Source organism: Streptomyces sp. NPDC050485 (assembly GCF_044458185.1).
Lineage (GTDB): Bacteria > Actinomycetota > Actinomycetes > Streptomycetales > Streptomycetaceae > Streptomyces.
In genome coordinates, this window is sequence record NZ_JBITHR010000027.1 from 49,076 (window position 1) to 73,102 (window position 24,027).

At 69.6% G+C, this 24,027-nt stretch carries 27 protein-coding genes; 23 read left to right on the plus strand and 4 right to left on the minus strand.

Features of this window, described 5'->3' with window-relative positions:
• Nucleotides 1-32: 32 nt before the first annotated feature.
• From ACIBK6_RS35540 to mutM, 4 genes are all read left to right on the plus strand, one after another.
• Entirely contained in the window at nucleotides 33-680 is a 648-nt protein-coding gene (locus tag ACIBK6_RS35540; RefSeq protein WP_329467541.1) for a DUF177 domain-containing protein, read from the plus strand.
• A gap of 2 nt (nucleotides 681-682) precedes the next feature.
• Nucleotides 683-856 (plus strand): 50S ribosomal protein L32, encoded by a 174-nt coding sequence (rpmF, locus tag ACIBK6_RS35545; RefSeq protein ID WP_007493396.1) that lies wholly within the window; start codon nucleotides 683-685, stop codon nucleotides 854-856.
• A 19-nt stretch (nucleotides 857-875) separates the two neighbouring features.
• A complete protein-coding gene (gene rnc, locus ACIBK6_RS35550) occupies nucleotides 876-1,685 on the plus strand; it encodes a ribonuclease III (protein ID WP_399056479.1) in 810 nt (269 codons plus the stop codon).
• 133 nt (nucleotides 1,686-1,818) lie between these two features.
• Entirely contained in the window at nucleotides 1,819-2,679 is an 861-nt protein-coding gene (mutM, locus tag ACIBK6_RS35555) for a bifunctional DNA-formamidopyrimidine glycosylase/DNA-(apurinic or apyrimidinic site) lyase (protein ID WP_399056481.1), read from the plus strand.
• Here the strand turns inward: mutM and ACIBK6_RS35560 are convergent.
• Complete coding sequence (locus ACIBK6_RS35560) at nucleotides 2,652-3,062, minus strand: winged helix-turn-helix transcriptional regulator (protein WP_399056483.1); 411 nt, start codon at nucleotides 3,060-3,062, stop codon at nucleotides 2,652-2,654. The two genes, mutM and ACIBK6_RS35560, sit on opposite strands and share 28 nt — an antisense overlap.
• Before the next feature lie 160 nt (nucleotides 3,063-3,222).
• Between ACIBK6_RS35560 and ACIBK6_RS35565 the strand changes: the two genes are divergently transcribed.
• On the plus strand, nucleotides 3,223-3,813 hold the full coding sequence (locus ACIBK6_RS35565; protein ID WP_399056486.1) for a flavodoxin family protein: 591 nt from the start codon (nucleotides 3,223-3,225) through the stop codon (nucleotides 3,811-3,813).
• Nucleotides 3,814-4,028: 215 nt separating this feature from the next.
• Here the strand turns inward: ACIBK6_RS35565 and ACIBK6_RS35570 are convergent, their stop codons facing one another.
• Nucleotides 4,029-4,934 carry a CAP domain-containing protein gene (locus tag ACIBK6_RS35570; RefSeq protein ID WP_399056488.1) on the minus strand — a complete coding sequence of 302 codons (906 nt, stop codon included), beginning with the start codon at nucleotides 4,932-4,934 and terminating at the stop codon, nucleotides 4,029-4,031.
• Nucleotides 4,935-5,114: 180 nt separating this feature from the next.
• Between ACIBK6_RS35570 and ACIBK6_RS35575 the strand changes: the two genes are divergently transcribed.
• From ACIBK6_RS35575 to ACIBK6_RS35590, 4 genes are all read left to right on the plus strand, one after another.
• Nucleotides 5,115-5,408 carry an acylphosphatase gene (locus ACIBK6_RS35575; protein WP_399056490.1) on the plus strand — a complete coding sequence of 98 codons (294 nt, stop codon included), beginning with the start codon at nucleotides 5,115-5,117 and terminating at the stop codon, nucleotides 5,406-5,408.
• A 377-nt stretch (nucleotides 5,409-5,785) separates the two neighbouring features.
• Nucleotides 5,786-6,004 (plus strand): hypothetical protein, encoded by a 219-nt coding sequence (locus ACIBK6_RS35580; protein WP_053727915.1) that lies wholly within the window; start codon nucleotides 5,786-5,788, stop codon nucleotides 6,002-6,004.
• A 299-nt stretch (nucleotides 6,005-6,303) separates the two neighbouring features.
• Complete coding sequence (locus ACIBK6_RS35585) at nucleotides 6,304-10,056, plus strand: AAA family ATPase (protein ID WP_399056493.1); 3,753 nt, start codon at nucleotides 6,304-6,306, stop codon at nucleotides 10,054-10,056.
• 229 nt (nucleotides 10,057-10,285) lie between these two features.
• A complete protein-coding gene (locus tag ACIBK6_RS35590) occupies nucleotides 10,286-11,704 on the plus strand; it encodes a sugar porter family MFS transporter (protein WP_399056495.1) in 1,419 nt (472 codons plus the stop codon).
• Between the two features lie 79 nt (nucleotides 11,705-11,783).
• On the opposite strand, the gene ACIBK6_RS35595 is transcribed toward ACIBK6_RS35590, so the two are convergent.
• Together ACIBK6_RS35595 and ACIBK6_RS35600 are read right to left on the minus strand one after the other, a co-directional pair.
• Nucleotides 11,784-12,749 (minus strand): LLM class flavin-dependent oxidoreductase, encoded by a 966-nt coding sequence (locus tag ACIBK6_RS35595; RefSeq protein ID WP_399056497.1) that lies wholly within the window; start codon nucleotides 12,747-12,749, stop codon nucleotides 11,784-11,786.
• Nucleotides 12,750-12,808: 59 nt separating this feature from the next.
• Nucleotides 12,809-14,263, minus strand: coding sequence for a cytosine permease (locus ACIBK6_RS35600; protein WP_399056499.1), 1,455 nt, complete (start codon nucleotides 14,261-14,263; stop codon nucleotides 12,809-12,811).
• A 363-nt stretch (nucleotides 14,264-14,626) separates the two neighbouring features.
• Here ACIBK6_RS35600 and ACIBK6_RS35605 point away from each other — a divergent pair, with 363 nt between their 5' ends.
• From ACIBK6_RS35605 to ACIBK6_RS35670, 14 genes are all read left to right on the plus strand, one after another.
• A complete protein-coding gene (locus ACIBK6_RS35605; protein ID WP_399056501.1) occupies nucleotides 14,627-15,895 on the plus strand; it encodes a hypothetical protein in 1,269 nt (422 codons plus the stop codon).
• Between the two features lie 117 nt (nucleotides 15,896-16,012).
• Nucleotides 16,013-16,249 (plus strand): hypothetical protein, encoded by a 237-nt coding sequence (locus ACIBK6_RS35610; protein ID WP_399056503.1) that lies wholly within the window; start codon nucleotides 16,013-16,015, stop codon nucleotides 16,247-16,249.
• Nucleotides 16,250-16,386: 137 nt separating this feature from the next.
• Nucleotides 16,387-16,557: a hypothetical protein gene (locus ACIBK6_RS35615; RefSeq protein ID WP_399056505.1), complete on the plus strand. Its 171-nt coding sequence runs from the start codon at nucleotides 16,387-16,389 to the stop codon at nucleotides 16,555-16,557.
• On the plus strand, nucleotides 16,554-16,805 hold the full coding sequence (locus ACIBK6_RS35620) for a hypothetical protein (RefSeq protein WP_399056507.1): 252 nt from the start codon (nucleotides 16,554-16,556) through the stop codon (nucleotides 16,803-16,805). The genes ACIBK6_RS35615 and ACIBK6_RS35620 overlap by 4 nt, the downstream gene beginning before the upstream one ends.
• Nucleotides 16,786-17,025: an HNH endonuclease gene (locus tag ACIBK6_RS35625; RefSeq protein ID WP_399056509.1), complete on the plus strand. Its 240-nt coding sequence runs from the start codon at nucleotides 16,786-16,788 to the stop codon at nucleotides 17,023-17,025. Before ACIBK6_RS35620 ends, ACIBK6_RS35625 begins: the two co-directional genes overlap by 20 nt.
• Before the next feature lie 193 nt (nucleotides 17,026-17,218).
• Entirely contained in the window at nucleotides 17,219-17,578 is a 360-nt protein-coding gene (locus ACIBK6_RS35630) for a hypothetical protein (RefSeq protein ID WP_399056510.1), read from the plus strand.
• 49 nt (nucleotides 17,579-17,627) lie between these two features.
• Nucleotides 17,628-18,968 (plus strand): terminase large subunit domain-containing protein, encoded by a 1,341-nt coding sequence (locus ACIBK6_RS35635; protein WP_399056512.1) that lies wholly within the window; start codon nucleotides 17,628-17,630, stop codon nucleotides 18,966-18,968.
• 159 nt (nucleotides 18,969-19,127) lie between these two features.
• Nucleotides 19,128-20,375, plus strand: coding sequence for a phage portal protein (locus ACIBK6_RS35640; protein WP_399056514.1), 1,248 nt, complete (start codon nucleotides 19,128-19,130; stop codon nucleotides 20,373-20,375).
• 8 nt (nucleotides 20,376-20,383) lie between these two features.
• A complete protein-coding gene (locus ACIBK6_RS35645; protein WP_399056516.1) occupies nucleotides 20,384-22,069 on the plus strand; it encodes an HK97 family phage prohead protease in 1,686 nt (561 codons plus the stop codon).
• A 2-nt stretch (nucleotides 22,070-22,071) separates the two neighbouring features.
• Nucleotides 22,072-22,470 carry a hypothetical protein gene (locus tag ACIBK6_RS35650; RefSeq protein WP_399056518.1) on the plus strand — a complete coding sequence of 133 codons (399 nt, stop codon included), beginning with the start codon at nucleotides 22,072-22,074 and terminating at the stop codon, nucleotides 22,468-22,470.
• 5 nt (nucleotides 22,471-22,475) lie between these two features.
• Entirely contained in the window at nucleotides 22,476-22,841 is a 366-nt protein-coding gene (locus ACIBK6_RS35655) for a hypothetical protein (protein ID WP_399056520.1), read from the plus strand.
• Complete coding sequence (locus ACIBK6_RS35660) at nucleotides 22,838-23,341, plus strand: hypothetical protein (RefSeq protein WP_399056522.1); 504 nt, start codon at nucleotides 22,838-22,840, stop codon at nucleotides 23,339-23,341. Before ACIBK6_RS35655 ends, ACIBK6_RS35660 begins: the two co-directional genes overlap by 4 nt.
• A 2-nt stretch (nucleotides 23,342-23,343) precedes the next feature.
• Nucleotides 23,344-23,763: a hypothetical protein gene (locus ACIBK6_RS35665; RefSeq protein ID WP_399056524.1), complete on the plus strand. Its 420-nt coding sequence runs from the start codon at nucleotides 23,344-23,346 to the stop codon at nucleotides 23,761-23,763.
• Between the two features lie 16 nt (nucleotides 23,764-23,779).
• On the plus strand, nucleotides 23,780-24,004 hold the full coding sequence (locus ACIBK6_RS35670) for a hypothetical protein (RefSeq protein ID WP_399056526.1): 225 nt from the start codon (nucleotides 23,780-23,782) through the stop codon (nucleotides 24,002-24,004).
• Nucleotides 24,005-24,027 lie beyond the last annotated feature (23 nt).

Consider the following 24,027-nt stretch of genomic DNA (forward strand, 5'->3'; position numbering starts at 1 on the left):
GCCACTCCACGACCTCGAAAGCAGGAAGAGCCCTGAGCACGCGCCTTGACCACCGCGACCCCCTCGTGTTCGACACACACGAGCTGGGACGGCGTCCCGGTGCGCTCCAGCGGCTCTCCCGCACCGTGGAAGCCCCGAGGGAACTCGGGATCCCCGAGGTCATCCACGTGCCCGAGGGCCGGCCCGTGGAAATCGAGCTCCGCCTGGAGTCGGTCATGGAAGGGGTGCTTGTCACAGGCACCGCCCGTGCATCGGCCGAGGGTGAGTGCGTAAGGTGTCTGGAGCCGCTTCAGCAGGACGTTGAAGTGGACTTCCAGGAAATGTTCTCGTACCCCGACACCGACGACCGGGGCCGCCGCAAGGCAGCCGCGGACGACGATGCCGAGGACGACGAGGACATGATTCCGCTTGAGGACGGCATGTTCGACCTCGAGCCTTTGCTGCGTGATGCGGTGGTGCTCGCACTGCCGATGCAGCCGGTGTGCCGGGAGGACTGCCCGGGGCTGTGTTCCGAATGCGGAGCGCGCCTGGCGGACGACCCGGACCACCACCACGACGCCGTCGACATTCGTTGGGCGGCACTGCAGGGACTCGCCGGGACCATCCAGGACGGCGAGAAGGACAACATGAGCGGCACTGCGTCTGACGTGCAGGATGCCGCCGAGAAGCAGGAGAAGTAGCCGTGGCTGTTCCGAAGCGGAAGATGTCGCGCAGCAACACGCGCCACCGCCGGTCGCAGTGGAAGGCTGCGGTCCCCACCCTGGTTGCGTGCGAGCGCTGCCATGAGCCGAAGCTCCAGCACATCGCGTGCCCGAGCTGCGGCACCTACAACAAGCGCCAGGTCCTCGAGGTCTGAGCGGCTGGTGAGAGGCCCGATGTCTGAGTCCAACGCCAAAAAGGCGGACAACAACACGGCCTCGTCCCACACGCTTCTGGAAGGGCGGCTCGGCTATCAGCTCGAGTCCGCCCTTCTGGTGCGTGCGCTCACCCACCGTTCGTACGCGTACGAGAACGGCGGTCTGCCGACCAATGAGCGGCTCGAGTTCCTCGGGGACTCGGTGCTCGGTCTGGTCGTCACCGACACGCTGTACCGCACCCACCCCGACCTCCCGGAAGGCCAGTTGGCCAAGCTCCGGGCCGCGGTGGTCAATTCTCGTGCGCTTGCGGAGGTGGGCCGCGGGCTCGAACTCGGCTCCTTCATCCGGCTAGGCCGGGGCGAAGAGGGCACGGGTGGCCGGGACAAGGCGTCCATCCTCGCCGACACCCTTGAAGCGGTGATCGGCGCGGTCTATCTCGACCAGGGTCTTGAGGCGGCGTCCGCGCTCGTCCACAAGCTGTTCGACCCCCTGATCGAGAAGTCCTCGAACCTCGGGGCCGGCCTGGACTGGAAGACCAGTCTCCAGGAGCTGACGGCGGCCGAAGGGCTCGGAGTTCCCGAGTACCTGGTCTCCGAAACCGGTCCTGACCACGAGAAGACCTTCACTGCTGCCGCCCGCGTCGGTGGTGTCTCGTACGGCACCGGCACCGGCCGCAGCAAGAAGGAAGCGGAGCAGCAGGCCGCGGAATCGGCATGGCGGGCCATTCGGGCCGCCGCCGACGAGCGGGCCAAGACGGTGGCCGAGGCCCCCGTCGCCGCCGAGGCCGATGGCGGGTCGCCGACCCCCGCCGCCGGTGCCTCGGCCTGACGCCCCCTTCCTTCGAGCCCCCGCCCAGCGCCCTCCGGTGCCGGGCGGGGGTTCTGCTTTTCCCTGGTGGGACGCGGTCGCACGAGCCGGGGTCCGCCGCAACTCGCCCTGGGGCAAGGGGTATTCTGCGCCCATGCCTGAGCTGCCAGAAGTCGAAGTGGTCCGGCGCGGACTCGAACGCTGGGTGGCCGGACGCATCGTCGCGGACGTCGAGGTGCTGCACCCGCGCGCCGTGCGCCGCCATCTCGCCGGGAGCGAGGACTTCGCGGCCCGCCTCAAGGGCCACCGGATCGGCATCGCGCGGCGGCGTGGAAAGTATCTGTGGCTGCCGCTCGCGGACATGGACGCCTCCGTGCTCGGGCACCTCGGGATGAGCGGGCAGCTGCTCGTCCAGCCGCAGGACGCCCCGGACGAGAAGCATCTGCGGATCCGGATCAGGTTTCAGGACGAGGCGGGCACAGAGCTGCGCTTTGTCGACCAGCGGACCTTCGGGGGGCTCTCGCTGCACGACAACACCCCCGACGGGCTGCCCGATGTCATCGCGCACATCGCCCGGGACCCACTGGACCCCGAGTTCGACGACGAGGCCTTCTTCGCGGCACTGCGGCTGCGACGCACCACGGTCAAACGAGCACTGCTCGATCAATCGCTCATCAGCGGGGTCGGCAACATCTACGCCGACGAGGCGCTCTGGCGCGCCCGGCTGCACTACGACCGCCCGACCGCGACCCTGACCCGCCCCAAGGCCGCCGAACTCCTGGGCCACGCACGGGACGTGATGAACGCGGCACTCGCCGTCGGCGGCACCAGCTTCGACAGCCTCTACGTCAACGTCAACGGCGAATCCGGGTACTTCGAGCGATCGCTCGACGCGTACGGACGCGAGGGCGAGCCCTGCCGGCGCTGCGGGACCGCGATGCGCAGGCGCGCCTGGATGAACCGGTCCAGCTACTTCTGCCCGAAGTGTCAGCGGGTCCCGCGCGCCACGTCGTAGCTCTGCTGTGCCCCGAGGACCGCGGGCATCCGCTCCTCCACGAAGTGGATGAGCGCCAGCAGTCGTTCGGCCACCTCCCGGCCCAGCGGGGTCAGTTCGTAGTCGACCCGCGGCGGATTCGTCGGCTGCGCCTCGCGGTGTACGAGTCCGTCGCGCTCCAGGGAGTGCAGCGTCTGGGAGAGCATCTTCTCGCTCACGCCGTCGATCCGGCGGCGCAGCTCGTTGAAGCGGAAGCTCCCCTCGTACAGCGCGCCAAGGGTCAGACTGCCCCAGCGGCCCGTGACGTCCTCCAGTGTGCTGCGGGACGGGCAGGACTTGGCGAACACGTCGAACGGCAGGTCGGCGGCGGCGGTGAGCTTGGCGGTACAGGAGTTCTCGTCCATGGCACCACCATACTCGTGCACAGCGCATGCTCAAGGGTTGCGCTAACCAGAAGTTAGTGCTTACCTGTGTACAGCGCCGCAGCGGGCAGCCGCCGCGGGGCCGAACACCGGCCGTCGCGCCTGCCCTGCCGCTTCACGTCCTCATGAGGAGAATCCTGCCGTGACCACTCCCGTCGTCTCGATCGCCTACCACTCCGGATATGGCCACACCGCCGTCGTCGCGGAGGCCGTCCGCAACGGTGCCGCCGAGGCCGGAGCGACCGTCCACGTCATCAAGGTCGACACCATCACCGACGCCGAGTGGGAGCTGCTCGACGCCTCCGACGCCGTCGTCTTCGGCTCGCCCACTTACATGGGCACCGCGTCCGGCGCCTTCCACCAGTTCGCCGAGGCCACCTCCAAGCGCTGGTTCAGCGACGCGTGGCAGGACAAGCTGGCCGCAGGCTTCACCAACTCCGGCTCCAAGAGCGGCGACAAGGGCCACACCCTGCAGTTCTTCCAGACGCTGGCCGCCCAGCACGGCATGCACTGGGTGAGCCTCGGCCTGAAGCCCGGCTGGAACTCCAGCACCGGCTCCGAGCAGGACCTCAACCGGCTCGGCTTCTTCTCCGGCGCGGGCGCCCAGACCAACTCCGACCAGGGCCCCGAGGCCGTCCACAAGGCCGACATAGCGACCGCCGAGCACCTGGGCCGCCGCGTCGCCGAGACTGCCCGCATCTTCGCCGCGGGCAAGGCCGCCGTCAGCGGCTGATCGCCAGGGAACGCCGTCAACGGCTGATCGCCGGGGAACAGTGAGCGATTGCCCGATCTCGTGATCTGATTCCGCGCATGCGAAAGGGCCCCCTTCGTTCGTAACGCCCAGAGCGTTCGAAACGAAGGGGGCCCTTTCATGCGCGTACGAACAAGTGACGTATACGCGGGGACGAATGAGCGATTACCCGGACGTGAGGGCGTACGGGCAAATGATCAAAAGCCGAAGTCCTGTGTCCACCACGGGCCGCCGGGGCCGAAGTGCACTCCGACGCCCAGGGACTTGTACCCGCAGTTGAGGATGTTCGCGCGGTGGCCCGGGCTGTTCATCCAGGCGTCCATCACGGCCTTGGCGTCGGCCTGACCGCGGGCTATGTTCTCGCCGCCGAGGCCCTGGACGCCGGCCTTCGCCGCCCGGTCCCAGGGCGACTTGCCGTCCGGGTCGGTGTGGTCGAAGAAGCCGCGGGCCGCCATGTCGTCGCTGAACGCGGTGGCGAGCGAGGCGAGCGAGGCATCCGCCTTCAACGGCGTGCAGCCGGCCTGCGCCCGCTGCTGGTTGACCAGCGACATCACGGTGGCGGCGGCCGAGATCTCCGCCGACGGCGCCTGGACGCGCTGCTGAGGGACCACGGCCGAGGGGACGACCGAGGGGACGACCGGCGTGACGACTGGCGGGGTGACCGGCTTCGAGGGCGCCGGAACCGAGGGCTTGCGCGGTGCGGGCGGCGCGGAGGCCGGCGCCGACGGCGTGGCCGAAGCGCTGGGGGAGGGGGCGGTCGACGGCAGGTGCGCGGCCTTGGCCGTCTCACTGGGCGTGGGCGGCGCACTGGTCGGCTTCTCCGACTCGCCGCCCTGTGCCTGCACATTTGGCGTACCGCTCGGGTTGAGCTGGCCACCGGCCATCGTGTCGCCGCTCACGTTGTACGTGCCGCCGCCCGGCAGCAGCCCCGAGGCGACGGCCACGGCGCCCACCGCCACCGCGGCGGACACGCCGAGCAGCCCGGTGCGCACGGGCACCGAGACCCGCTTCTTCCCGCGTGATCCACCCCGGGACCGGCCGTCCGAACCCTCCGCGAGATCTGCGGGCGCGGGTTCGGCGGCGGAGCGTCGATGGCGTCCCATCTGCTGTGCCTTCCTCCATGCCTGGGCAATGCCTGGTCGCAATGCACCCGGGCCGCGATCGGCCCGGGATGATCAAATGGGCACTAACCCATTCGGGTGAGGCTCATTTCGTCGCGACTGTACGCCATGCCGCATGGGGGCGAAGTGCTGCGTGAGCAATTGGCCGGTTAGCGTGCACCTATGAACGAAGATGCGCACGGAGATGTTCGAGTCACGGCCTGGGTGCGCGGGCAAGTGCAGCAAGTCGGCTTCCGCTGGTTCACCAGGGCAAACGCTCTGGAAATCGGCGGCCTCACCGGGTTCGCCCTCAATCTGGACGACGGACGGGTACAGGTCGTCGCCGAGGGGTCGCGTGAGAATTGCCACCGTTTGCTGGAGTGGCTCCGCTCCGACGACACACCGGGGCGGGTCGACGGAGTGACCGAAATCTGGGACACCGTGCGGGGCGGCTACGACAGCTTCGCGATCCGCTGACTCCCTGTCGTATACGAGCGGCAGCCGACCGCGGTGACACCCCGCGTCCGGCTCGCAACCCCGCGCTGACCTCGAACGATCTGCCTGTTGCCAAGTCGGGCTCGGCGTGGAAGGCTGCGGCAGTAAGGATGATCTCCACGCCCCCAGGGCTCCGAGAAGTGGCAGCGCCGCTCGTTCCAGCGGCCGCGCGCCCCCGGATTGCCCGTGGATACGGGGCGTGATCGTGTTGACCGTCAAACTTTTTGGTGAGACTCTGGAAGCCCCGCGCACCTTAGCTGTTTGGCATGAGAACCGCAGTCAAGTCCAAGCACCGCGGGTGCGATTCCCTCACGACCCAACCGCTTCGGTCGGTCACTCATTGTGGAGGACCATCCATCATGGCAAAGGCGCTTCTCGGTTACGTCGGCGGTTCCGACCCGCGACTCCTCGCCGAGATGCGACGGCTCCAGCAGCGCGTCCAGGACCTTGAGTCCGAGCTCAACCGGATTCAGTCCGAGAACGACGTGCTGTCCGCTGCCGCCGCTTCGCACCGCGGAGATTCGCTGCTCGAAGGCATCGACATCGACGTCCCGCAGGCGGAGCCCGCACTCACCTGATTGCGGGGTGAGAGGCTTCCGTCGTCTCGTCGAGATCGAGAGATCCGCAACACCTGCAAGGTATTGCAAGGGACGCCCCGGCGTCCCTTCTTTCATTCCGCCTCTTCACCGCCCCGGCGCGCCGATGGCCGGACGCCGCCCCTCACCGTCTGATGTGCCCTGCACCTTCCTGGGTGAAACCGTCGACGCACTGCCTTCCCGGGGCAGCGCTCCCGTGCGCCCGGCGCGAAAACCCACGTGGCAGGCCCAAGGGGTGACCTCCGGCGGTCGGAGCAGAGCGAGAGGTAGAGTCCGGCGGCGTGCACCTCAAGGCCCTCACCCTGCGCGGATTCAAATCATTCGCGTCCGCGACCACGCTGAAATTCGAGCCGGGCATCACCTGTGTGGTGGGCCCCAACGGCTCCGGCAAGTCCAATGTCGTGGACGCGCTGAGCTGGGTCATGGGCGAGCAGGGCGCCAAGTCGCTGCGCGGCGGCAAGATGGAGGACGTCATCTTCGCCGGGACCACCGGCCGTCCGCCGCTCGGCCGCGCCGAAGTGTCCCTCACCATTGACAATTCCGACGGCGCGCTGCCCATTGAGTACGCCGAAGTCACCATCACGCGGATCATGTTCCGCAACGGCGGCAGCGAATACCAGATCAACGGCGACACCTGCCGGCTGCTCGACATCCAGGAACTGCTCTCCGACTCCGGCATCGGCCGCGAGATGCACGTCATCGTCGGCCAGGGCCAGCTCGACTCCGTACTGCACGCCGATCCGATGGGCCGCCGGGCCTTCATCGAGGAGGCCGCCGGCGTCCTCAAGCACCGCAAGCGCAAGGAGAAGGCGCTGCGGAAGCTGGACGCGATGAAGGCGAACCTCGCCCGCGTCCAGGACCTCACCGACGAACTGCGGCGCCAGCTCAAGCCGCTCGGCCGGCAGGCCGCCGTCGCGCGCCGGGCCGCCGTCATCCAGGCCGATCTGCGCGACGCCCGGCTCCGGCTGCTCGCCGACGACCTCGTACGGATGCGGGAGGCGCTGCGCACCGAGATCGCCGACGAGGCCGAACTGCTGCGCCGCAAGCAGAGCGCTGAGGCCTCTCTGAAGGCCGCCCTGACCCGCGAGGCCGAGCTGGAGGACCAGGTACGGCAGTTGTCGCCCCGGCTCCAGCGGGCCCAGCAGAGCTGGTACGAGCTGTCCCAGCTGGCCGAGCGGGTGCGCGGCACGATCTCGCTCGCCGACGCGCGGGTCAAGAGCGCGACCGCGCAGCCGCCCGAGGAACGGCGCGGCCGTGATCCGGAGGACATGGAGCGCGAGGCCGCCCGTATCCGCGAACAGGAGGCCGAGCTGGAGGCCGCGCTCGAAGCGGCCGAGCACGCCCTGGAGGACACCGCCCGACACCGCGCCGACCTGGAGCGGGAACTCGCCGCCGAGGAACGCCGTTTGAAGGATGTGGCCCGGGCCATCGCCGACCGGCGCGAAGGCCTGGCCCGGCTGCACGGCCAGGTCAACGCGGCGCGGAGCAGGGCGGGTTCGGCGCAGGCCGAGATCGACCGGCTCGCCGCGGCGCGCGACGGGGCGAGGGAGCGGGCGGCCCTCGCCCAGGAGGAGTACGAGCAGCTCAAGGCGGAGGTGGACGGCCTCGACGCAGGCGACCACGAGCTGGCCGAGGCGCATGATGCCGCCAAGCGCGAGTTCGCCGCGGCCGAGACCGCGGCGGCCGCCGCGCGCGAGGAGGCGACCGCCGCCGAGCGGAAACGTGCCGCCGTCTCCGCCCGCCACGACGCGCTCGCGCTCGGGCTGCGCCGCAAGGACGGCACGGGCGCGCTGCTCGGCGCCCGCGACGCGCTGACCGGACTGCTCGGCCCGGCCGCCGAACTGCTCACCGTGGCCCCCGGGTACGAGGTGCCGGTCGCCGCCGCGCTTGGCGCCGCGGCCGACGCGATCGCGGTGAGCGGCCCCTCGACGGCCGCCGAGGCCATCCGGATGCTGCGCAAACAGGACGCGGGCCGCGCCGCACTGCTGGTGAGCGGCGCCCCGGACACCGCCGACGACCGTCCGGTACGAGGCGAAGGACCGTCGCCGCACGGGGACGTGGCGCGCGGTGAAGGACCTGCGGCCGCCGCCGACGGGGTGGGCCGGGAGGGCTCCAGGTACGCGGCCCACCCGGTACGCGGCGAAGGACCGCCGCGGCACAGGGACGTGGCGCGCGGTGAAGGACCGTCGCCCGCCGATGCCATGGGCCACCAGGGCTCGCCTCACGCCGCCCACCCGCCCCGCGCCGCCGACCTCGTGCGCGGGCCCGATGAGCTGATGTGTGCCGTACGGCGGCTGCTGCGCGGGGTCGTTGTCGTCGGGACGCTGGAGGATGCCGAGGACCTCGTCTACGCGCAGCCCCACCTGACCGCCGTCACCGCCGAGGGCGATCTCCTCGGCGCGCACTTCGCGCAGGGTGGATCGGCCGGGGCGCCCAGCCTCCTGGAGGTGCAGGCCTCCGTCGACGAGGCCGCCGCCGAGCTCGCCGAACTCGCCGTGCGGTGCGCGGAACTGGCCGAGGTCCAGCGGGCGGCGGGGGAGCGGCGCACCCAACTGGCCGCGGAAGTAGAGGAGTTGGGGGAGCGGCGGCGGGCCGCCGAGAAGGCGAAGTCCTCCGTCGCGCAGCAGCTCGGGCGGCTCGCGGGGCAGGCGCGCGGTGCGGCCGGGGAGGCCGAGCGGACCGAGGCCGCGGCCGCCCGCGCCCAGGAGGCCCTGGAGAAGGCCACCGAGGAGGCCGAGGAGCTGGCCGAACGGCTGCTCGTGGCGGAGGAGATGCCGGTCGAGGAGGAACCCGACACCTCCGTACGGGACCGGCTCGCGGCCGACGGAGCCAACGCCCGCCAGACCGAGATGGAGGCCCGCCTCCAGGCCCGTACCCACGAGGAACGCGTCAAGGCGCTCGCCGGGCGGGCCGAGGCGCTCGACCGCGGCGCCCGCGCGGAACGCGAGGCGCGCGCCCGGGCCGAGCACCGGCGCGCCCGGCTGCGCCACGAGGCGGCCGTCGCCGAGGCCGTCGCGTCCGGAGCCCGCACGCTGCTCGCCCACGTCGAGGTGTCGCTGGTACGGGCCGAACGGGAGCGGGCCGCCGCCGAGGCCGCCAAGGCGGAGCGCGAGCAGGAACTGACCGCCGCCCGGGCCGCCGGACGGGACCTCAAGGCGGAGCTCGACAAGCTGACGGATTCGGTTCACCGCGGCGAGGTGCTCGGTGCCGAGAAGCGGCTGCGGATCGAGCAGCTGGAGACCAGGGCGCTGGAGGAGCTGGGGGTCGAGCCTGCCGGGCTCGTCGCCGAGTACGGCCCCGACCAGCTGGTGGCCCCCTCGCCGCCCGCCGACGGAGAGGAACTGCCGGACGACCCGGGCCATCCGCGCAATCAGCCGGTTCCCTACGTGCGGGCCGAGCAGGAGAAGCGGCTCAGGGCAGCCGAACGGGCGTATCAGCAGCTCGGGAAGGTCAACCCGCTCGCCCTGGAGGAGTTCGCGGCGCTTGAGGAGCGCCACAAGTTCCTCTCCGAGCAGCTGGAGGACCTCAAGAAGACCCGGACCGACCTCCTTCACGTCGTGAAGGAGGTGGACGAGCGGGTGGAGCAGGTCTTCACCGAGGCCTACCGGGACACGGCCAGGGAGTTCGAGGGCGTCTTCTCCCGGCTCTTCCCGGGCGGCGAAGGCCGGCTGATCCTGACCGACCCCGGCAACATGCTCGCCACCGGGGTGGACGTCGAGGCACGTCCGCCGGGCAAGAAGGTCAAGCGGCTCTCGCTGCTCTCCGGCGGGGAGCGCTCGCTGACCGCCGTGGCGCTGCTCGTCGCCATCTTCAAGGCCAGGCCCAGCCCGTTCTACGTGATGGACGAGGTCGAGGCGGCCCTCGACGACACCAACCTCCAGCGGCTGATCCGGATCATGCAGGAGCTCCAGGAGTCCTCGCAGCTGATCGTGATCACGCACCAGAAGCGGACCATGGAGGTCGCCGACGCCCTGTACGGGGTCTCGATGCAGGGCGACGGTGTCTCCAAGGTCATCAGCCAGCGGCTGCGCTGACGCACGGCCGGTAGATCCGTGCGCTGACCTCCGCTTCTTCAAGACTTGAACATCATGCGGCGAGTCATGCCCTCAAATTCACAACGGAACAGGTATTGACTTCGAAACTTGAAGGCATAGTCTCTGCAACGTTGCTTTTACCTTCAAGTGGTGGGTGACGGGAAGTTGTGCGCCACTTGGAGGAGTCCCCCACGCCCGGCGACGCTGCCGGGCGGCTCCAGGAGTACACGTGACCAGTACCGCGCAGGCACAGGCGTCCGGAGGCGGCCAGACCGCGCCGGACCACCTCGGCCATGTCATCTTCATCACGGCGGCGGCCGCGATGGGCGGCTTCCTCTTCGGCTACGACAGTTCCGTGATCAACGGCGCCGTAGAGGCGATCCGCGAGCGGTACTCCATCGGCTCGGGGACACTCGCCCAGGTCATCGCCATCGCCCTGATCGGCTGTGCGATCGGCGCCGCCACCGCGGGCCGGATCGCCGACCGCATCGGCCGCATCCGCTGCATGCAGATCGCGGCGACGCTGTTCACCATCAGCGCCATCGGCTCGGCGCTGCCGTTCGCGCTCTGGGACCTCGCCTTCTGGCGGATCATCGGCGGCTTCGCCATCGGCATGGCCTCGGTCATCGGCCCGGCCTACATCGCCGAGGTCGCCCCGCCCGCCTACCGCGGCCGGCTCGGCTCCTTCCAGCAGGCCGCCATCGTCATCGGCATCGCCATCTCCCAGCTCGTCAACTGGGGCATCCTCAATGCCGCCGGCGGCAACCAGCGCGGCAAGCTCATCGGGCTTGAGGCCTGGCAGGTCATGCTCGGCGTGATGGTCGTCCCCGCCGTCCTGTACGGGCTGCTCTCCTTCGCCATCCCCGAGTCGCCGCGCTTCCTCATCTCGGTCGGCCGCGACAGCGACGCCAAGAAGGTGCTCGCCGATGTCGAGGGCAAGGACGTCGACCTCGACGCCCGCGTCGCCGAGATCGAGCACGCCATGCGCTCGGAGCACAAGTCGACCTTCAAGGACCTGCTCGGCTCCAAGTTCGGCTTCCTGCCCATCGTCTGGGTCGGTATCGGCCTCTCCGTCTTCCAGCAGCTCGTCGGCATCAACGTCGCGTTCTACTACTCCTCGACGCTGTGGCAGTCCGTCGGCATCGACCCGTCGAGCTCGTTCTTCTACTCGTTCACCACGTCGATCATCAACATCATCGGCACCGTGATCGCGATGGTGCTTGTCGACCGGGTGGGCCGCAAGCCGCTCGCGTTGGTCGGCTCCATCGGCATGGCGGTCGCGCTGGCCGTCGAGGCCTGGGCCTTCTCCGCCAACCTCGTCGACGGCAAGCTCCCCAACACCCAGGGCATCGTGGCCCTGATCGCCGCCCACGTCTTCGTGCTCTTCTTCGCCCTGTCCTGGGGCGTGGTGGTGTGGGTCTTCCTCGGCGAGATGTTCCCCAACAAGATCCGCGCCGCCGCCCTCGGCGTCGCCGCGGCCGCCCAGTGGATCGCCAACTGGGCCATCACCGCCAGCTTCCCGACCCTCGCGGACTGGAACCTGTCGGGCACCTACGTCATCTACTCGGTCTTCGCCGTGCTCTCGATCCCCTTCGTGCTCAAGTACGTCAAGGAGACCAAGGGCAAGGCGCTGGAGGAGATGGGCTAATCCCCGCTGCCCCTCTCTCCTCGCACAGCACACTGCCCCGGCTCGCCCGTCGAGCCGGGGCAGTGTGCTGTCAGAACCCTCAGAGCGCGGGCAGCACCCGTTCGCAGAACAGGTGCAGACTGCGCCAGCCCTCGTCCACCGGCATACCGCCGCACAGCGGGTGCAGGACCAGGGTGTCGGCGGCCAGCGCCACGCACTGCTCGGGGGTCACGATCCGGTAGACGCCCTCGGCGCGCAGCTCGTCCACCGTGGTGGCCGCCGACTTCACCGCCGAGCGGATGTCCTTGGACTGCCAGGACGCGTACATCCGCGCCTCGTGCAGGAAGTGCTCGCCGTACTCGGCCCACACCTGGTCCGGGTCCTCGGCGATGTGCAGCAGCGGCGTCCGCGCCGTCGGCATCATGCAGAAGCCGTCGGTGCCGTACTCGGCGAGCTTCGCGTGGTAGTACGCCTCCAGCTCCGGCAGATGCGCGCTCGGGAAGAACGGCAGCCCCAGCCGGGCCGCGCGGCGGGCCGCGGCCCGCGAGGAGCCGCCGACCAGCAGCATCGGATGCGGCTCGGTGAACGGCCTTGGCGTGACCCGGACTTGACGCCCCCGGAAGGTGAACTCCTCGCCCGTCCACGCCTTCAGGAGGGTTTCGAGCAGCTCGTCCTGGAGCCTGCCGCGCCGCCCCCACTCGACGCCCTGCTGCTCGTACTCGGCGGGCCGGTAGCCGATCCCCGCCACCGTGACGAGCCGGCCGCCGCTCACCAGGTCGAGCACCGCGATGTCCTCGGCCAGGCGCAGCGGGTCGTACAGCGGGCCGATGATCGCGGAGACCGTCACCGCGAGGCGGCGGGTCGCGCCGAAGACCGCGCCCGTGAAGGCGAAGGGCGACGGCAGCCAGTTGTTGTCCGCGCCGTGGTGCTCCTCGGTCTGGACGGTGTCGATGCCCCGGTCGTCGGCGTACGCCGCCATCTCCAGGGCCGCCCGGTAGCGGGCGGACAGCGACTGCGAGGTGGCGGCCGGGTCCACCAGATTCATGCGTACGACCGTGAACGGCATGGGAAATCCCCCTCCACCGGGGCGGGTTCCGGTGCAGGGGGACGGTAGCTGACGACGCGTCAGACGGCCAGGGGCTCGGGGGACTTGACCGTCTCGGACGGCTCCGGGGTCACCACGGGGGGCTTGGGCAGCACCACGTACAGCAGTCCGGAGATCACGATGGTGGCGACCCAGCCGAGGCCGTACTCGCCGACCGGGTTGTTCGCGGCCAGCGGGCCGGTGAACCAGTCGGAGGTGGTGAACATCAGGCCGCCGAGCAGACCGACCGCCCAGGCGATGACCGCGGCGGGGGAGAAGCCGCCCCGGTACCAGTAGGCGCTGGTGCGGGTGGTGTCGAGCAGCGCCTTGGCGTCGTACTCGGTGCGGCGCAGCATGTCCGCGCCGAACACGCCGACCCAGGCCGAGAACGCGACGGCGAGCAGCGAGAGGAAGGCGATGAACGAGCCCATGAAGCTCGTCGCGACCAGCATCAGGACGCCGCCGAAGATCAGCGAGATCACCGCGTTCACCGAGACGGCCCAGTGGCGCGGGATCTTGAAGCCGAGGGTCTGCGCGGTGAAGCCCGCCGAGTACATCGACATCGAGTTGATCAGCAGCATGCCGACCAGCGCGATCAGCAGGTAGGGCACCGCGATCCACATCGGCAGGATCTCGCCGAGGAAGGACACCGGGTCGCTGGCCGAGGCCAGGTCCGGGGTGGAGACCGCCATGACGGCGCCCATCAGGACCATGGGCAGCACCACGATGCCGGCGCCGCCGACGGAGTTGCCGACGATCGCCTTCGAGGAGGCGGTGCGCGGCAGGTAGCGGGCGAAGTCGGGGGCCGAGGGGATCCAGCTGACACCGCCGGCGGCGATCATGCCGGTGCCCGCGACCATCAGCGAGGTCTTGCCGGCCGGCTGGTCGAAGACGGCGGACCAGTGGGTGTTCATGACCAGGTAGACAAGCACCAGGACCGAGAAGGCGCCGAACAGGTACGTCGCGTACTTGTTGCACTTCTGCACGACATGGATGCCCAGACCCGAGATCGCGAAGGTGATGACCACGAAGACGGCGAGCGTGACGATGATCAGGAACGTGTTGCTCTTGATCCCGAAGAGGATGTCGAGCACGGTCAGCACCGCATAGGCGCCGGTCACCGCGTTGATGGTCTCCCAGCCCCAGCGCGCCACCCAGATCAGCGAACCGGGCAGCAGATTGCCGCGCTGGCCGAACACCGCACGCGACAGCGCCATGCCGGGCGCCCCGCCCCGCTTGCCCGCGATGCCGATGAGGCCGACCAGGCCGTACGAGACGACGGGGGCGCAGACGGCGACCACGATCGCCTGCCAGAAGTTGAGCTTGTACGCGACGACCAGGCTCGCGCCCATCGTGAGCAGCAGCACGCTGATGTTGGCGGCGACCCAGGTGGGGAAGAGCTCGCGGGTTCTCGCGGTGCGCTCCGCGTCCGGCACCGGCTCCAGGCCGCGTGTTTCCAGGGCGCTCTGCGCTTCGTCGGGGGTGCTAGTGCTCATGGGGGTGGAGTTCCGTGCCTCTCGCTCGGCTCGGCGCTGAGCCGGTGGGGGGTGGTCGAAGGGGACTCTACGCGCGTTGATAGGCCTACTTCTATCGTACTTTAATCTGACACCTGCCCCATAATTCCGTTCCGTTCCTGGAGGAAGACACAAGCTGGGTCCCTCCGGGGCCCATGCCCGATACTGGGACGGTTATGGAATTCGTCTTGCTTAACCCACAGCTCAGGTGGGCTCTTCGGGTGATCCCGGGGGGCTGACGGTGTGATCGTTTCGGGCGTGTCGCTTCCCGGGGGTGAGCTGAGTCTCGCAACGTTCGAATCGCATCGGCATCGGCCTCGAATCGAACACCTGAGAGGAACGAAGTTGAGCTATCCCGAGCTTCAGCAATGGGTGCTGGAACGGGTTGCCCTGGGGGGCAGCGAGAAAGAAGCGAACGCATCGTCACGCATGGTCGCGGCCATGGCTACCCGGCTGGGGGTGCCGCCGAGCGAACTGCCCGACAATGCCGTCTCGCTGCACTTCAGCGATGCCAAGGGAAAGGGAATCGGAGCGAGCGGCCGCAAGTACGGCGTGGCCCTGCGTTCGTGGCTGCGGTACGCCCGTGAACGCAGTGCCAGCGTCAAGTCTCATGCCACACCCCAGGCCATCACGGACCCCGACTTTCTCGCTTGGGAAGACGCGCTGTTGGGGGAGGGGCGCAACGAAGAGACGTTCAAGCGCTACGCGCGTGCCGTCACCGACCTTTGCCACATCGTGGGCAAGCCGCCGCGCGAACTGACCAAACCCGACATCACCAGGGCGCTCCGGGTCATCTCCGATCGCATCGAGGCGCGCAAGGGCCGTCCGATGCGCGCCGGATACCGCAACTCCTTCATCGCCGCGCTCCGCTCGTTCTACTTCTGCCTGGAGATCCAGAACCCGCCGACGCAGTTCATCCGGTCCCAGCGCGGAGCGTCAGACAAAACCAAGCCCATCGAGGAAGACGACTACGAGCGGCTGTGCGCGGGCGCGCTCCAGCTCATGGAGGAGAACCGGGGCGCCGGTGGTGACGCGGCCGTCTATGACTGGGCCCGCCGCCATTACGCGGCGACCCTGGTGATGGGAACGGCTGGCGTACGTATCGGTACGGCGCGGCGGCTGCGACCGGCGTGGGTCCAGCCGCGCGACGGCTGGCCGCACTTCCGTGTCCCGGGGCAGGCGACCAAGGGGCACGAAGCGCATGACGCCCGGTGGATCCCCTGTCCCACCGAGACCGCCGCCTGGCTGTCCGAGAACTTCCAGGCCCATGAGGCCATTTATCCGCTTGAGTGGAACTCCACCCGAGCGACCAACGAGTTCAAGTCGTTCGCGGAGCGCTTCGGCGTCTTCACTCACCCTCACCAGCTCCGCGCCCTGGTCGCGGACGTGGTGTACGACACCACGGGAGGCAACGTGAAAGCCGTCAAGGTCCAGCTCGACCACGACGACGACGCCACGTCGCTCGGGTACGTGAGCGACCGCCGGGCAGTCTCCAAGGTCCGGCACCACATGGACACGACGAACGTCCACCTAGCGCGCCCGACAACGCGCAAGGCCGCCAACGTGGTATCTATGGCGCGCCCCGCCAAGAACAGCGAGCCCATCCCGTTCTGATGACCAGTCAGGGGCGCTCCAGAGGGGCGCCCCTTTGGCCTACCTGAATGTGCGTGCACTTCGGCGCGGTCTGATCATCGGGTCATGACCTCAGTTGCGGTAGCGGCAGTGATGAGCATGTCTCTCACGACCCTGATCATGGCGGCCCTGGTGGTGATGCTCACGTCCCGGATACTGCCTTCCAAGGCGGCTGCGGGCCGCTCGTACGCCGCCGGGCAGCGGGAGGCCTACCGGGCCGCCGTGGATGCTCACGAGACGGGCTGGAGCGACCCCGGGCGGCACACCGACGGCGGTTCCGGCGGACTCCTCAGGGGGTTTGGATTTCGGCCCGCAGACGAACCGTACGCGCGCTGACGTCCGCGAAATCGGCTACCTCGTACTCGGCACGGTCCTGGTGGGGATCGGGCTGCTGATGATCGTCTGTATTCCGATGCGGTGATGAGTGTTCCCCAGGCTGTGGATAGGTCCAGCCGCGCGGGAATGATCACTGCATGGACACGGCAAAGCGGCGTGCCTGCCGCCACCGACAACAGCACCTCATCGATCAGCGCGGGCGCCGGGAGATCTGGCTCTGTCTCCACTGTCACCGACACATCGTCAAGGTGGTGCCGTGGCAGCAGCTCGGCATGTTCGAGGCGTACGAAAGGACCGCGATTCGATGACCAAAGCGATGTACCGGCTGGGCCATTACGAACTGGTCGGCGGTCATCTGGACGGCACGACCATGTGCGTTACGGGTCCCGGCGTCAGTGTGCTGCGCACCGTGGATGCCAACGGCTGGCCCAGCTACTGGCAGCGTCTCAATCCGGCTGACCTCGCGCTGGCCGCGCGCATCCTCGATGACTGTTCGGATCACCTCGCCATGTGTCGCGATCCAGGCTGTACCTGCGGTGACCAGTCAGCTCAGTGAGACCGGCAGTACCAGGCAGTGGAGGCAGACGCGCGCCCAGGTGCTGGCCGAGGAACCGCTGTGCTGGCAGTGCGGTGAGCCGTCCGCCGAGGTGGACCACATCATCCCGAGGGCTCACGGCGGGGACGACCGGCGCAGCAATCTGCGCGGGAGCTGCCGCCCCTGCAACCTGGCTCGGGGTGCGGGCGGCTGGTGCGCCGAGCCCTCACGCGACTGGTGACAGAGCGTTCAGCCGGCACAAACGCAGAGTGAAGCCGCGGGGCCCGAAAGCAAGATCGTTCCGGGCCGGAACGATCTTTTTGGGCGGGGGGCATCGCGGACACCCCGCGCCCCCCTGTTCTCTCTCCCCGCCAAGGGAGGGGGGTCCCGCACATAACGCGCCCAAACGGGCCTGACCAGGGAGAATGCGAGTCATGGCGTCTACTAAGCGCACACGGGCGAACCGGGGATCCAGCGTCCCGCACCCCCGCCGCGTGGCCGGGCGCGCCGAGCGCGGGGTGGAGGCGGCTATCCGGGCCTCCCGCGCCGGGGGCAAGGCGGATCCGAGATGCGCGGGCATTGAGGCCGTGATCCGCATTGCGGCCCGAGCGCTGGACGGCGCCGCCGACGATCCGTACGCGGTCGCCCAGCTCTTGCCCCGGGTGCTGGACGTCATGACCTTCGCCGGACTCGTCCCCGAGCCCAAGGGGGCTGCTGATGACTCCCTGGCAGCGCTCCTCAGTGCCATGGCGGCCCCCACGGTGGGGCACCAGGCCAACCCCTGGGAGCAGTAGCTACGGACCGGCCGTAGCGGCGCTGGCTGCCGCGTTCGGTCAGCCGTTCATGCCGTGGCAGCACTACGTTTCCTGGGTTGCCCTGGAGATCGATCCGTCCGGTATCGGGTTCCGCTATCCCGAGGTCCTGGTGACGGTGCCGCGTCAGTCGGGCAAGACCACCTTGCTCCGCCCGGTGATGACGCACCGGTCGCTGATGCTGCCGGACGCCGCGACGTGGATGACCGCCCAGAAGCGCAACGACGCCCGGGATACGTGGCTTACCACTGTGAAGCACGTGGAGCGCTCGCCGCTGGCGGGTCTGGCGACGGTGCGGCGGGCCAACGGGAGCGAGCGGATCACCTTCGCCAACGGCGGGCAGCTCGGCGTGTTCGCGCCGTCGACCGACGCGCTGCACGGCAAGTACGCCGACCTGGTGTTCGTGGATGAGATCTGGGCTTTCCTCATGGAGCAGGGAACCGCGCTGACTCAGGCGCTGGTTCCGACCCAGGCAACGAGGCCGTGGGCGCAGACCTGGTACGTGTCGACGGCCGGAACGGGGCGCTCGGCGTGGATGCGCGCCATGGTGGAGCGCGGGCGGGAGGATCAGCGCACGGGGCGCCCGACCCGGCTCGCCTACTTCGACTGGTCCATCCCGCCGGACTGCACCGACCTCACGGATCTTCAGATCTACGCTGACCATCACCCGGCGCTAGGGCACACGATCGGGATGCGCGCTCTGGAACAAGCAGCCGAGACCCTGGCGCCGGGGGAGTTCGCCCGCGCCTTCGGGAACTTCTGGGTCTCCTCGGACACGTTCGTCATCGCCCCCGCCTTGTGGGACGGCGCCCGCACCGCCGAGAAACTCGCGCCCGGCTCGCCCATCGCGTTCGCCGCCGAGGTGCACGCCGACCGCTCCGGCGGCGTCATCGTGGCCGCTGGACGCGTTCCTGACGGCCGGAGCGCGGTGGAGGTGATCGAGGGCCGGGGCGGCGTCGGCTGGATCGCTCCGCGCCTGCTTGAGCTCGTACGCCGTCACCGCCCGGTCGCGGTCGTCGTGGACGCGCACGGCCCTGCCGGAACCGTGCACGCCGCCCTGTCCGAACAGCGCGCCGTACAGGTCCCGCTGATCCCCATCAGCGCGGGGGACGTCGTCCAGGCCCACGCCGAGTTCCGCGACCAGCTCACCGCCGGAACCCTCGCCCACCGCCCCGACGAGACCGGACGACTGGACGCCGCCCTGTCGGCCGCACAGACCCGGCTCGTGCGGGAACAGGAAGTCGTGTCGCGGCTCATGGCCGAGGACGGCAGCTCACCCGCCGCGCTCATCGCGGCCGAGCTCGCCGCCTACGGACTGACCCACCCCGGCGAGCAGACCCCCGCCCCGCGCCTCATCGTCGTCGGGACTTAAGACTGTGCCGGCCCCGGGACCAAAGTCCTACCGCGGCTTGGCCGAAGGTCCCCCGGGGCCGGGACTGGGGGGTGAGGTCTGGCCCCGGGGGAGCCAGAGGCTACCACCTGCGGGGCGTCCGATATGCGGACGTTATACGTAACACGTACGGTGTCGGACATGGGATGGTTCGCCCCGGTGTCACGGTTGGTGGGTCGCGCACGGGTCGTGCAGGCCGCCGCCTCACTTCAGATCGGGGACACGCCCGTTCCAGGCCGGGGCGGGGTTTCCGGAGTCAGCCCCGTCCTGGCTCACCAGATCCGTTCCGGCGCGGATCCTGTGGGCGGATGGCTGTCGGGCGGCATGGTGCCGCGTGCCGTCGCCCTTCAAGTCCCCGTGGTGCGCCGCTCCGTGAACCTGATCTCCGGGGCGGTCGGCGGTCTCCCGCTGATCCGCTGGCGCTGGGGCGAGCAGATCGAGCCCGGCCCGCTCCTGGAGCAGCCCGAGACGTGGCGCCCGTACTGCCGCACCATCGCCGCCACCGTCGCGGATCTGATCTTCTACCCGCATGCGTGGTGGAAGGTCACCGACCGCGACTCCTGGACCGGCTACCCGACCAAGGTGGTGCGCCTGGACCCCGAGTACGTCCAGGTCCAGCACGCGCCCGGCTCGGACGAGATCAGCCGGGAATGGGCCACCTACAAGGGCCACCCGGTCCCGGTGGATGATCTGATCCGCTTCGACGGCCCGGATGAGGGTTTCCTGATCCACGGGCGGTCGGCGGTGACGACCGCGATCATGCTGGAGCTCGCCGCGAACCGGTACGCCTCCCCGTCCGTGCCGACCGGCTACCTGCGGCAGGTGGGCCAGTACGACCTCACAGACGATGAGGTCCGCGAACTGCTGGACCGGTGGGAGGGCAGCTTCGCGGGCGGCACCACACGGTGGCTGAACAGTTCGGTGGAGTACGAGTCGGTGGAGTCGACGGCGGCCGAGCTCCAGTTGGTGGAGGCGCGCGAGGAATGCGCACTGCAACTCGTGCGTCACCTGGGTCTGCCGCCCCGGTACGCCGCCGTCACCTCCGGCGACTCGATGACCTACAGCAACCTGGAGAGCGAACGCCGCGACCTGATCGAGCTGTGCTTCGGTCCCTACCTCGCTGCGATCGAGCAGCGGCTGAGCATGTCGGACCGCAACGGCAGCCCGCGCGGGCAGAAGGTCCGCTTCTGCCTCGATGACTTCTCGCGGGCCGTCCCGCTGGAACGCGCGCACCGCTACCAGGCGCTCATCCCGCTCGGCGTGATGTCACGCCAGGAAGCACGCGACGCAGAGGACTTGTCGGGGGCCGCACCCAAAATCGAGCCCGCGCCCACCCCGGCCGCCGAGCCCTCAACGGCGCCTGAACCCAAGCGAGTTGATGCGCCGTGATGCTGCGAATGACGTCGCCGCTGACTGCTGTGGTCGCCGCCGACGATGAGCACCAGGACCAGGCCGCCGAGCCCCGGGAGCGCACCATTGAGGGCCAGATCCTCGAATACGGCGTTCGCTCGCACCCGGGCGGCCCGTTCGACGGGGTCACCTTCGCGCCCGGCTCGCTTGAGGCCGAGCAGGACCTGACCCGCGTCAAGCTGCTGCGCGACCACGACCGCGCCCAGCCGCTCGGCGTCATGAGCACGCTGGCTGACTCCGAGATCCGCGCCGACGCCATTTTCCGGATGGGCCGCCACCAGGCCGCCGACGAAGCTCTCTCGCTCGCCGCTGATGGCGTGCTGGACGGGCTGAGCGTGGGGGTCGAGCCGATCGAGTGGAGTGAGGACGACGACGGCAAGGGCGTGACCGTCACCCGCGCCGCCCTGCGGGAGGTGTCCCTCGTGGCGCTCCCCGCCTACACCAACGCGCGGGCTACCCGCGTCACCGCCGAAAGGACTTCCGCCATGCCTCCCGAGCCCACAACGCCCCCGCCCCCGGCCGCGCCGGTTGAGGCGGTAGAGGAAACGGTCCGCCGCATCATGGCCGAGCTCCGCGCGCCCGAGCAGGCCGCGCCGCTCGCCGCGCCCGAGGTGACGGCGAGCATCGAGACCGCCGACGCACACCGCCCCGCGCGCGTCATCGACCGCGACGGCTACGGCCGCCGCCTGCCCGGCATCGTGGCCGGACGCGAACGCGTGGACGCGGCCGATTACCTGGCCGCCTCGCTGGAACTCATGGTCAACGGCAACCGCATCCCTTTCGAGCGCGTCACCCGCGTTATCCGTGCAGCGACCGCGAACGAGACCACTGACATGGTTCCCGGTCTGCTGCCTCAGGTGATCGTCGGCCCGATCCAGGACCGGCTCAGCACGCTGCGCCCGGTGTGGAACTCCCTTGCTGTGCGCACCATGCCGTCGACGTCCAACAAGTTCGAGCGGCTGCGGATCACCCAGCACACGAAGGTGGATCAGCAGGCGAAGGAACTGGACGAGCTTGCCAGTCAGCAGCTCAAGGTGTCGGCCGAGGACGTCGCGAAGAGCACGTACGGCGGCTGGGTCAACATCTCCCGGCAGGTGGTCGACTGGACGACCCCCGGGGCCCTGTCGCTGATCATCGAGGACCTGACCTCGAATCTGATGCGGCAGGCGGAGACCCGGGCATGTACGGACCTGGTGACCACCGCCGGAACGCCCGTTGAGGTCGACCTGGACGACCCGGCCGCGCTGAACGCCGCGATCTACACCGCCGCCGCCACGGTCTACCAGCCGCACAACAATCCCCCTGACCGCGTGTGGATGTCCCCGGACATCTGGGCACTTCTGGGCAGCCACGTGGATGAGAGCAAGCGGCCCTTGTTCCCGGTGCTCTCGCCGTCCAATGCGCTCGGGTCGGTCCGGCCGTCCGACCCGGCGGGCGGTGACTTCGTGGGCCTGCGCATCGTGGTCGGTGGACAGCTCCCCGCTGGAACGCTGATCGTGGGTGTCTCGGAAGCCGTCGAGGTCTACGAAGACCTTCGCGGCATGCTTGAGGCCGTCCAACCGTCCGCGCTCAGCACGCAGATTGCCACGTACGGCTATCTGGCGACCTATCCGGCCCAGCCTGCCGAGCTCGCCCCGCTCAAGCAGAAGGCGAAGCCCGGGGGCAGCAAGTAGCCATGGCCGCCGCAGAAATCACGGTGGCCGAGGTGTGCGCCGTCATCGGTATCGCCGTCCCCGACCCGGGGACGGCGGACGGCGTATGGCTCGCCCAGGCCGTGGCCGCCATCAACGCGCTCGCCGTCGACACCGTGCCGCGCCTGCGGACGTTGTCCCGGCCGCCGTCGCCCGGTACGTCTCCGGCCAGTCCTGTACGTCAAGCAGATGACGTACCGGTCTGGCCCGAGGACATCCGGGCCGCGCTCCTCATGCAGGCCCAACGGCTCTTCGCGCGCCGCTCCTCGCCGACCGGCGTCGCGGTGTACGGGGACGCCGGACCGGCCTACGTCGCCAAGTGGGATCCGGACGTCGAGCGCTTGTTGCGCATCGGTTCGTGGTCGCCGCCCCAGGTCGGGTGATCGTCATGTCCCGCGTCACCGACGCCATGGAACGCCTCGCCGACCGGATCCGCGCCCAGGTCGACCGGCCGGTCACCACCGACCCGCGCAACGTGGTCGCGCCGTGCGTGCTGATCGCCCCGCCGCAGCTCACCCCGGACGGGGTCCAGTGCGGCGGCTACAAGGCCAAGCATCAGGTTCTCGTGATCGGTCTGCCCGGCGCGCGCGCCGAGCTCGATCCGCTCGCCGAGCTCCTGGACCAGGTGCTGACCGTCCTGGATGACGGGCCCGGCTGGACGCTGGCCGAACTCGTCTCCTACGAGCCGCTTTCCGACCCGTCGCACATCGAGCCGTCCATGGCCTATCAGGTCACGGTAGAGGAGTACGTATGACCATCGTCGAGTCCAAGCTGAAGGAAGGCATTCTCGTCTTCGGGCCCAAGGACACCCCGACGCTGACCGCCTCATGCCAGGCAACCGCCGTCACCCTGGAACCCTCACAGGAGGACTCCGGGGAGGCCGTAGAGGTGCTGTGCGGCGACTCGCTGGCCGCGTCCACCAAGACCAGTTGGGTGCTGAAGTTCACCGGTATCCAGGACTGGGAGTCGAAGGAAGGCTTCATCAACTTCGCCTTCGACAACGACGGGACACAAGTCGCGTTCTCGTGGCAGCCCGTCAAGGACGGGCCGACGTACAGCGGGACATGCGGCGTGGCCGCCGTCGTCATCGGCGGAGACGTGAACACCCGCATCACTTCGGACGCCGAGTGGCCGGTCGTCGGCAAGCCCGTCCGGACCGAGGCACCCAAGCCCGCGAACGGGGCGGAGCAGGCCACCGCGGAAGGACTTTCGGCCCAGCCGGCACCGGGACCAAAGTCCCGTAAGGACGGCTGACCATGGCCGCGACGGTCTACGCCATCGACGGCATGCGCGACGTCCGCCGGGCGCTGCGCCGCGTCGGCGGTAACGAGCTCCTCAACGGTCTGAAGGGCGTGACTTCCCGCGCCGCCACCGTGGTCGAACGCGCCGCCGCCACGTTGGCGCCGCGCCGCTCGGGCCGGATGGCCCGCACGCTGCGCAGCTCCGGTACCCGCACGATGGCCATCGTGCGGGCCGGGCGCGCTTCGGTGCGCTACGCGGGTCCCGTGCACTGGGGATGGCCGAGCCGCCCCAATCCGGCGCGCGGCTGGCGCGGCGGCCCGATCGGCGGGTTCCCGTTCATCGCGATCGCCGCCCAGCGCACCGAGCCTGAGTGGCGGGACAACTACGAACGCGCGCTGCGCGAGCTTGTCAGAAGGGCGGAAGCAGGTGCCTAAGAAGTGGGTCAGCGACATGAACGAGCTGACGGTGGAGGAGACAGACCGCGCGTGCGCGATGGTCGGGATCACCGCCGATCAGATGGGCGCCCGCGCCATGTCGGTGGCCGGAGCCGCCGCCGTGATCCTGGCGCAGCGTGATGACCCGTCCATCCCGGACGAGACGTGGAAGACGCTCAAGATTGTCGATCTCGTGATGGTCGATGCGGTCGATGTGGAGGACGATGCGGACCCTACGTAGCGCGCCTGTATGCGCGGGTTGCC

Bases quoted from the DNA above. Each gene is read 5' to 3' on its own strand.
- ACIBK6_RS35610 (WP_399056503.1), top strand. From the start codon at position 16,013: ATGTCTCTCACGACCCTGATCATGGCGGCCCTGGTGGTGATGCTCACG.
- ACIBK6_RS35655 (WP_399056520.1), top strand. From the start codon at position 22,476: ATGTCCCGCGTCACCGACGCCATGGAACGCCTCGCCGACCGGATCCGC.
- ACIBK6_RS35670 (WP_399056526.1), top strand. From the start codon at position 23,780: ATGAACGAGCTGACGGTGGAGGAGACAGACCGCGCGTGCGCGATGGTC.
- ACIBK6_RS35600 (WP_399056499.1), bottom strand. From the start codon at position 14,263: ATGAGCACTAGCACCCCCGACGAAGCGCAGAGCGCCCTGGAAACACGC.
- rnc (WP_399056479.1), top strand. From the start codon at position 876: ATGTCTGAGTCCAACGCCAAAAAGGCGGACAACAACACGGCCTCGTCC.
- mutM (WP_399056481.1), top strand. From the start codon at position 1,819: ATGCCTGAGCTGCCAGAAGTCGAAGTGGTCCGGCGCGGACTCGAACGC.
- ACIBK6_RS35595 (WP_399056497.1), bottom strand. From the start codon at position 12,749: ATGCCGTTCACGGTCGTACGCATGAATCTGGTGGACCCGGCCGCCACC.
- ACIBK6_RS35640 (WP_399056514.1), top strand. From the start codon at position 19,128: ATGGGATGGTTCGCCCCGGTGTCACGGTTGGTGGGTCGCGCACGGGTC.
- ACIBK6_RS35560 (WP_399056483.1), bottom strand. From the start codon at position 3,062: ATGGACGAGAACTCCTGTACCGCCAAGCTCACCGCCGCCGCCGACCTG.
- ACIBK6_RS35635 (WP_399056512.1), top strand. From the start codon at position 17,628: ATGCCGTGGCAGCACTACGTTTCCTGGGTTGCCCTGGAGATCGATCCG.
- ACIBK6_RS35580 (WP_053727915.1), top strand. From the start codon at position 5,786: ATGGCAAAGGCGCTTCTCGGTTACGTCGGCGGTTCCGACCCGCGACTC.
- ACIBK6_RS35570 (WP_399056488.1), bottom strand. From the start codon at position 4,934: ATGGGACGCCATCGACGCTCCGCCGCCGAACCCGCGCCCGCAGATCTC.
- ACIBK6_RS35645 (WP_399056516.1), top strand. From the start codon at position 20,384: ATGACGTCGCCGCTGACTGCTGTGGTCGCCGCCGACGATGAGCACCAG.
- ACIBK6_RS35630 (WP_399056510.1), top strand. From the start codon at position 17,219: ATGGCGTCTACTAAGCGCACACGGGCGAACCGGGGATCCAGCGTCCCG.
- ACIBK6_RS35650 (WP_399056518.1), top strand. From the start codon at position 22,072: ATGGCCGCCGCAGAAATCACGGTGGCCGAGGTGTGCGCCGTCATCGGT.
- ACIBK6_RS35575 (WP_399056490.1), top strand. From the start codon at position 5,115: ATGAACGAAGATGCGCACGGAGATGTTCGAGTCACGGCCTGGGTGCGC.
- ACIBK6_RS35620 (WP_399056507.1), top strand. From the start codon at position 16,554: ATGACCAAAGCGATGTACCGGCTGGGCCATTACGAACTGGTCGGCGGT.
- ACIBK6_RS35665 (WP_399056524.1), top strand. From the start codon at position 23,344: ATGGCCGCGACGGTCTACGCCATCGACGGCATGCGCGACGTCCGCCGG.
- ACIBK6_RS35660 (WP_399056522.1), top strand. From the start codon at position 22,838: ATGACCATCGTCGAGTCCAAGCTGAAGGAAGGCATTCTCGTCTTCGGG.
- ACIBK6_RS35615 (WP_399056505.1), top strand. From the start codon at position 16,387: ATGGACACGGCAAAGCGGCGTGCCTGCCGCCACCGACAACAGCACCTC.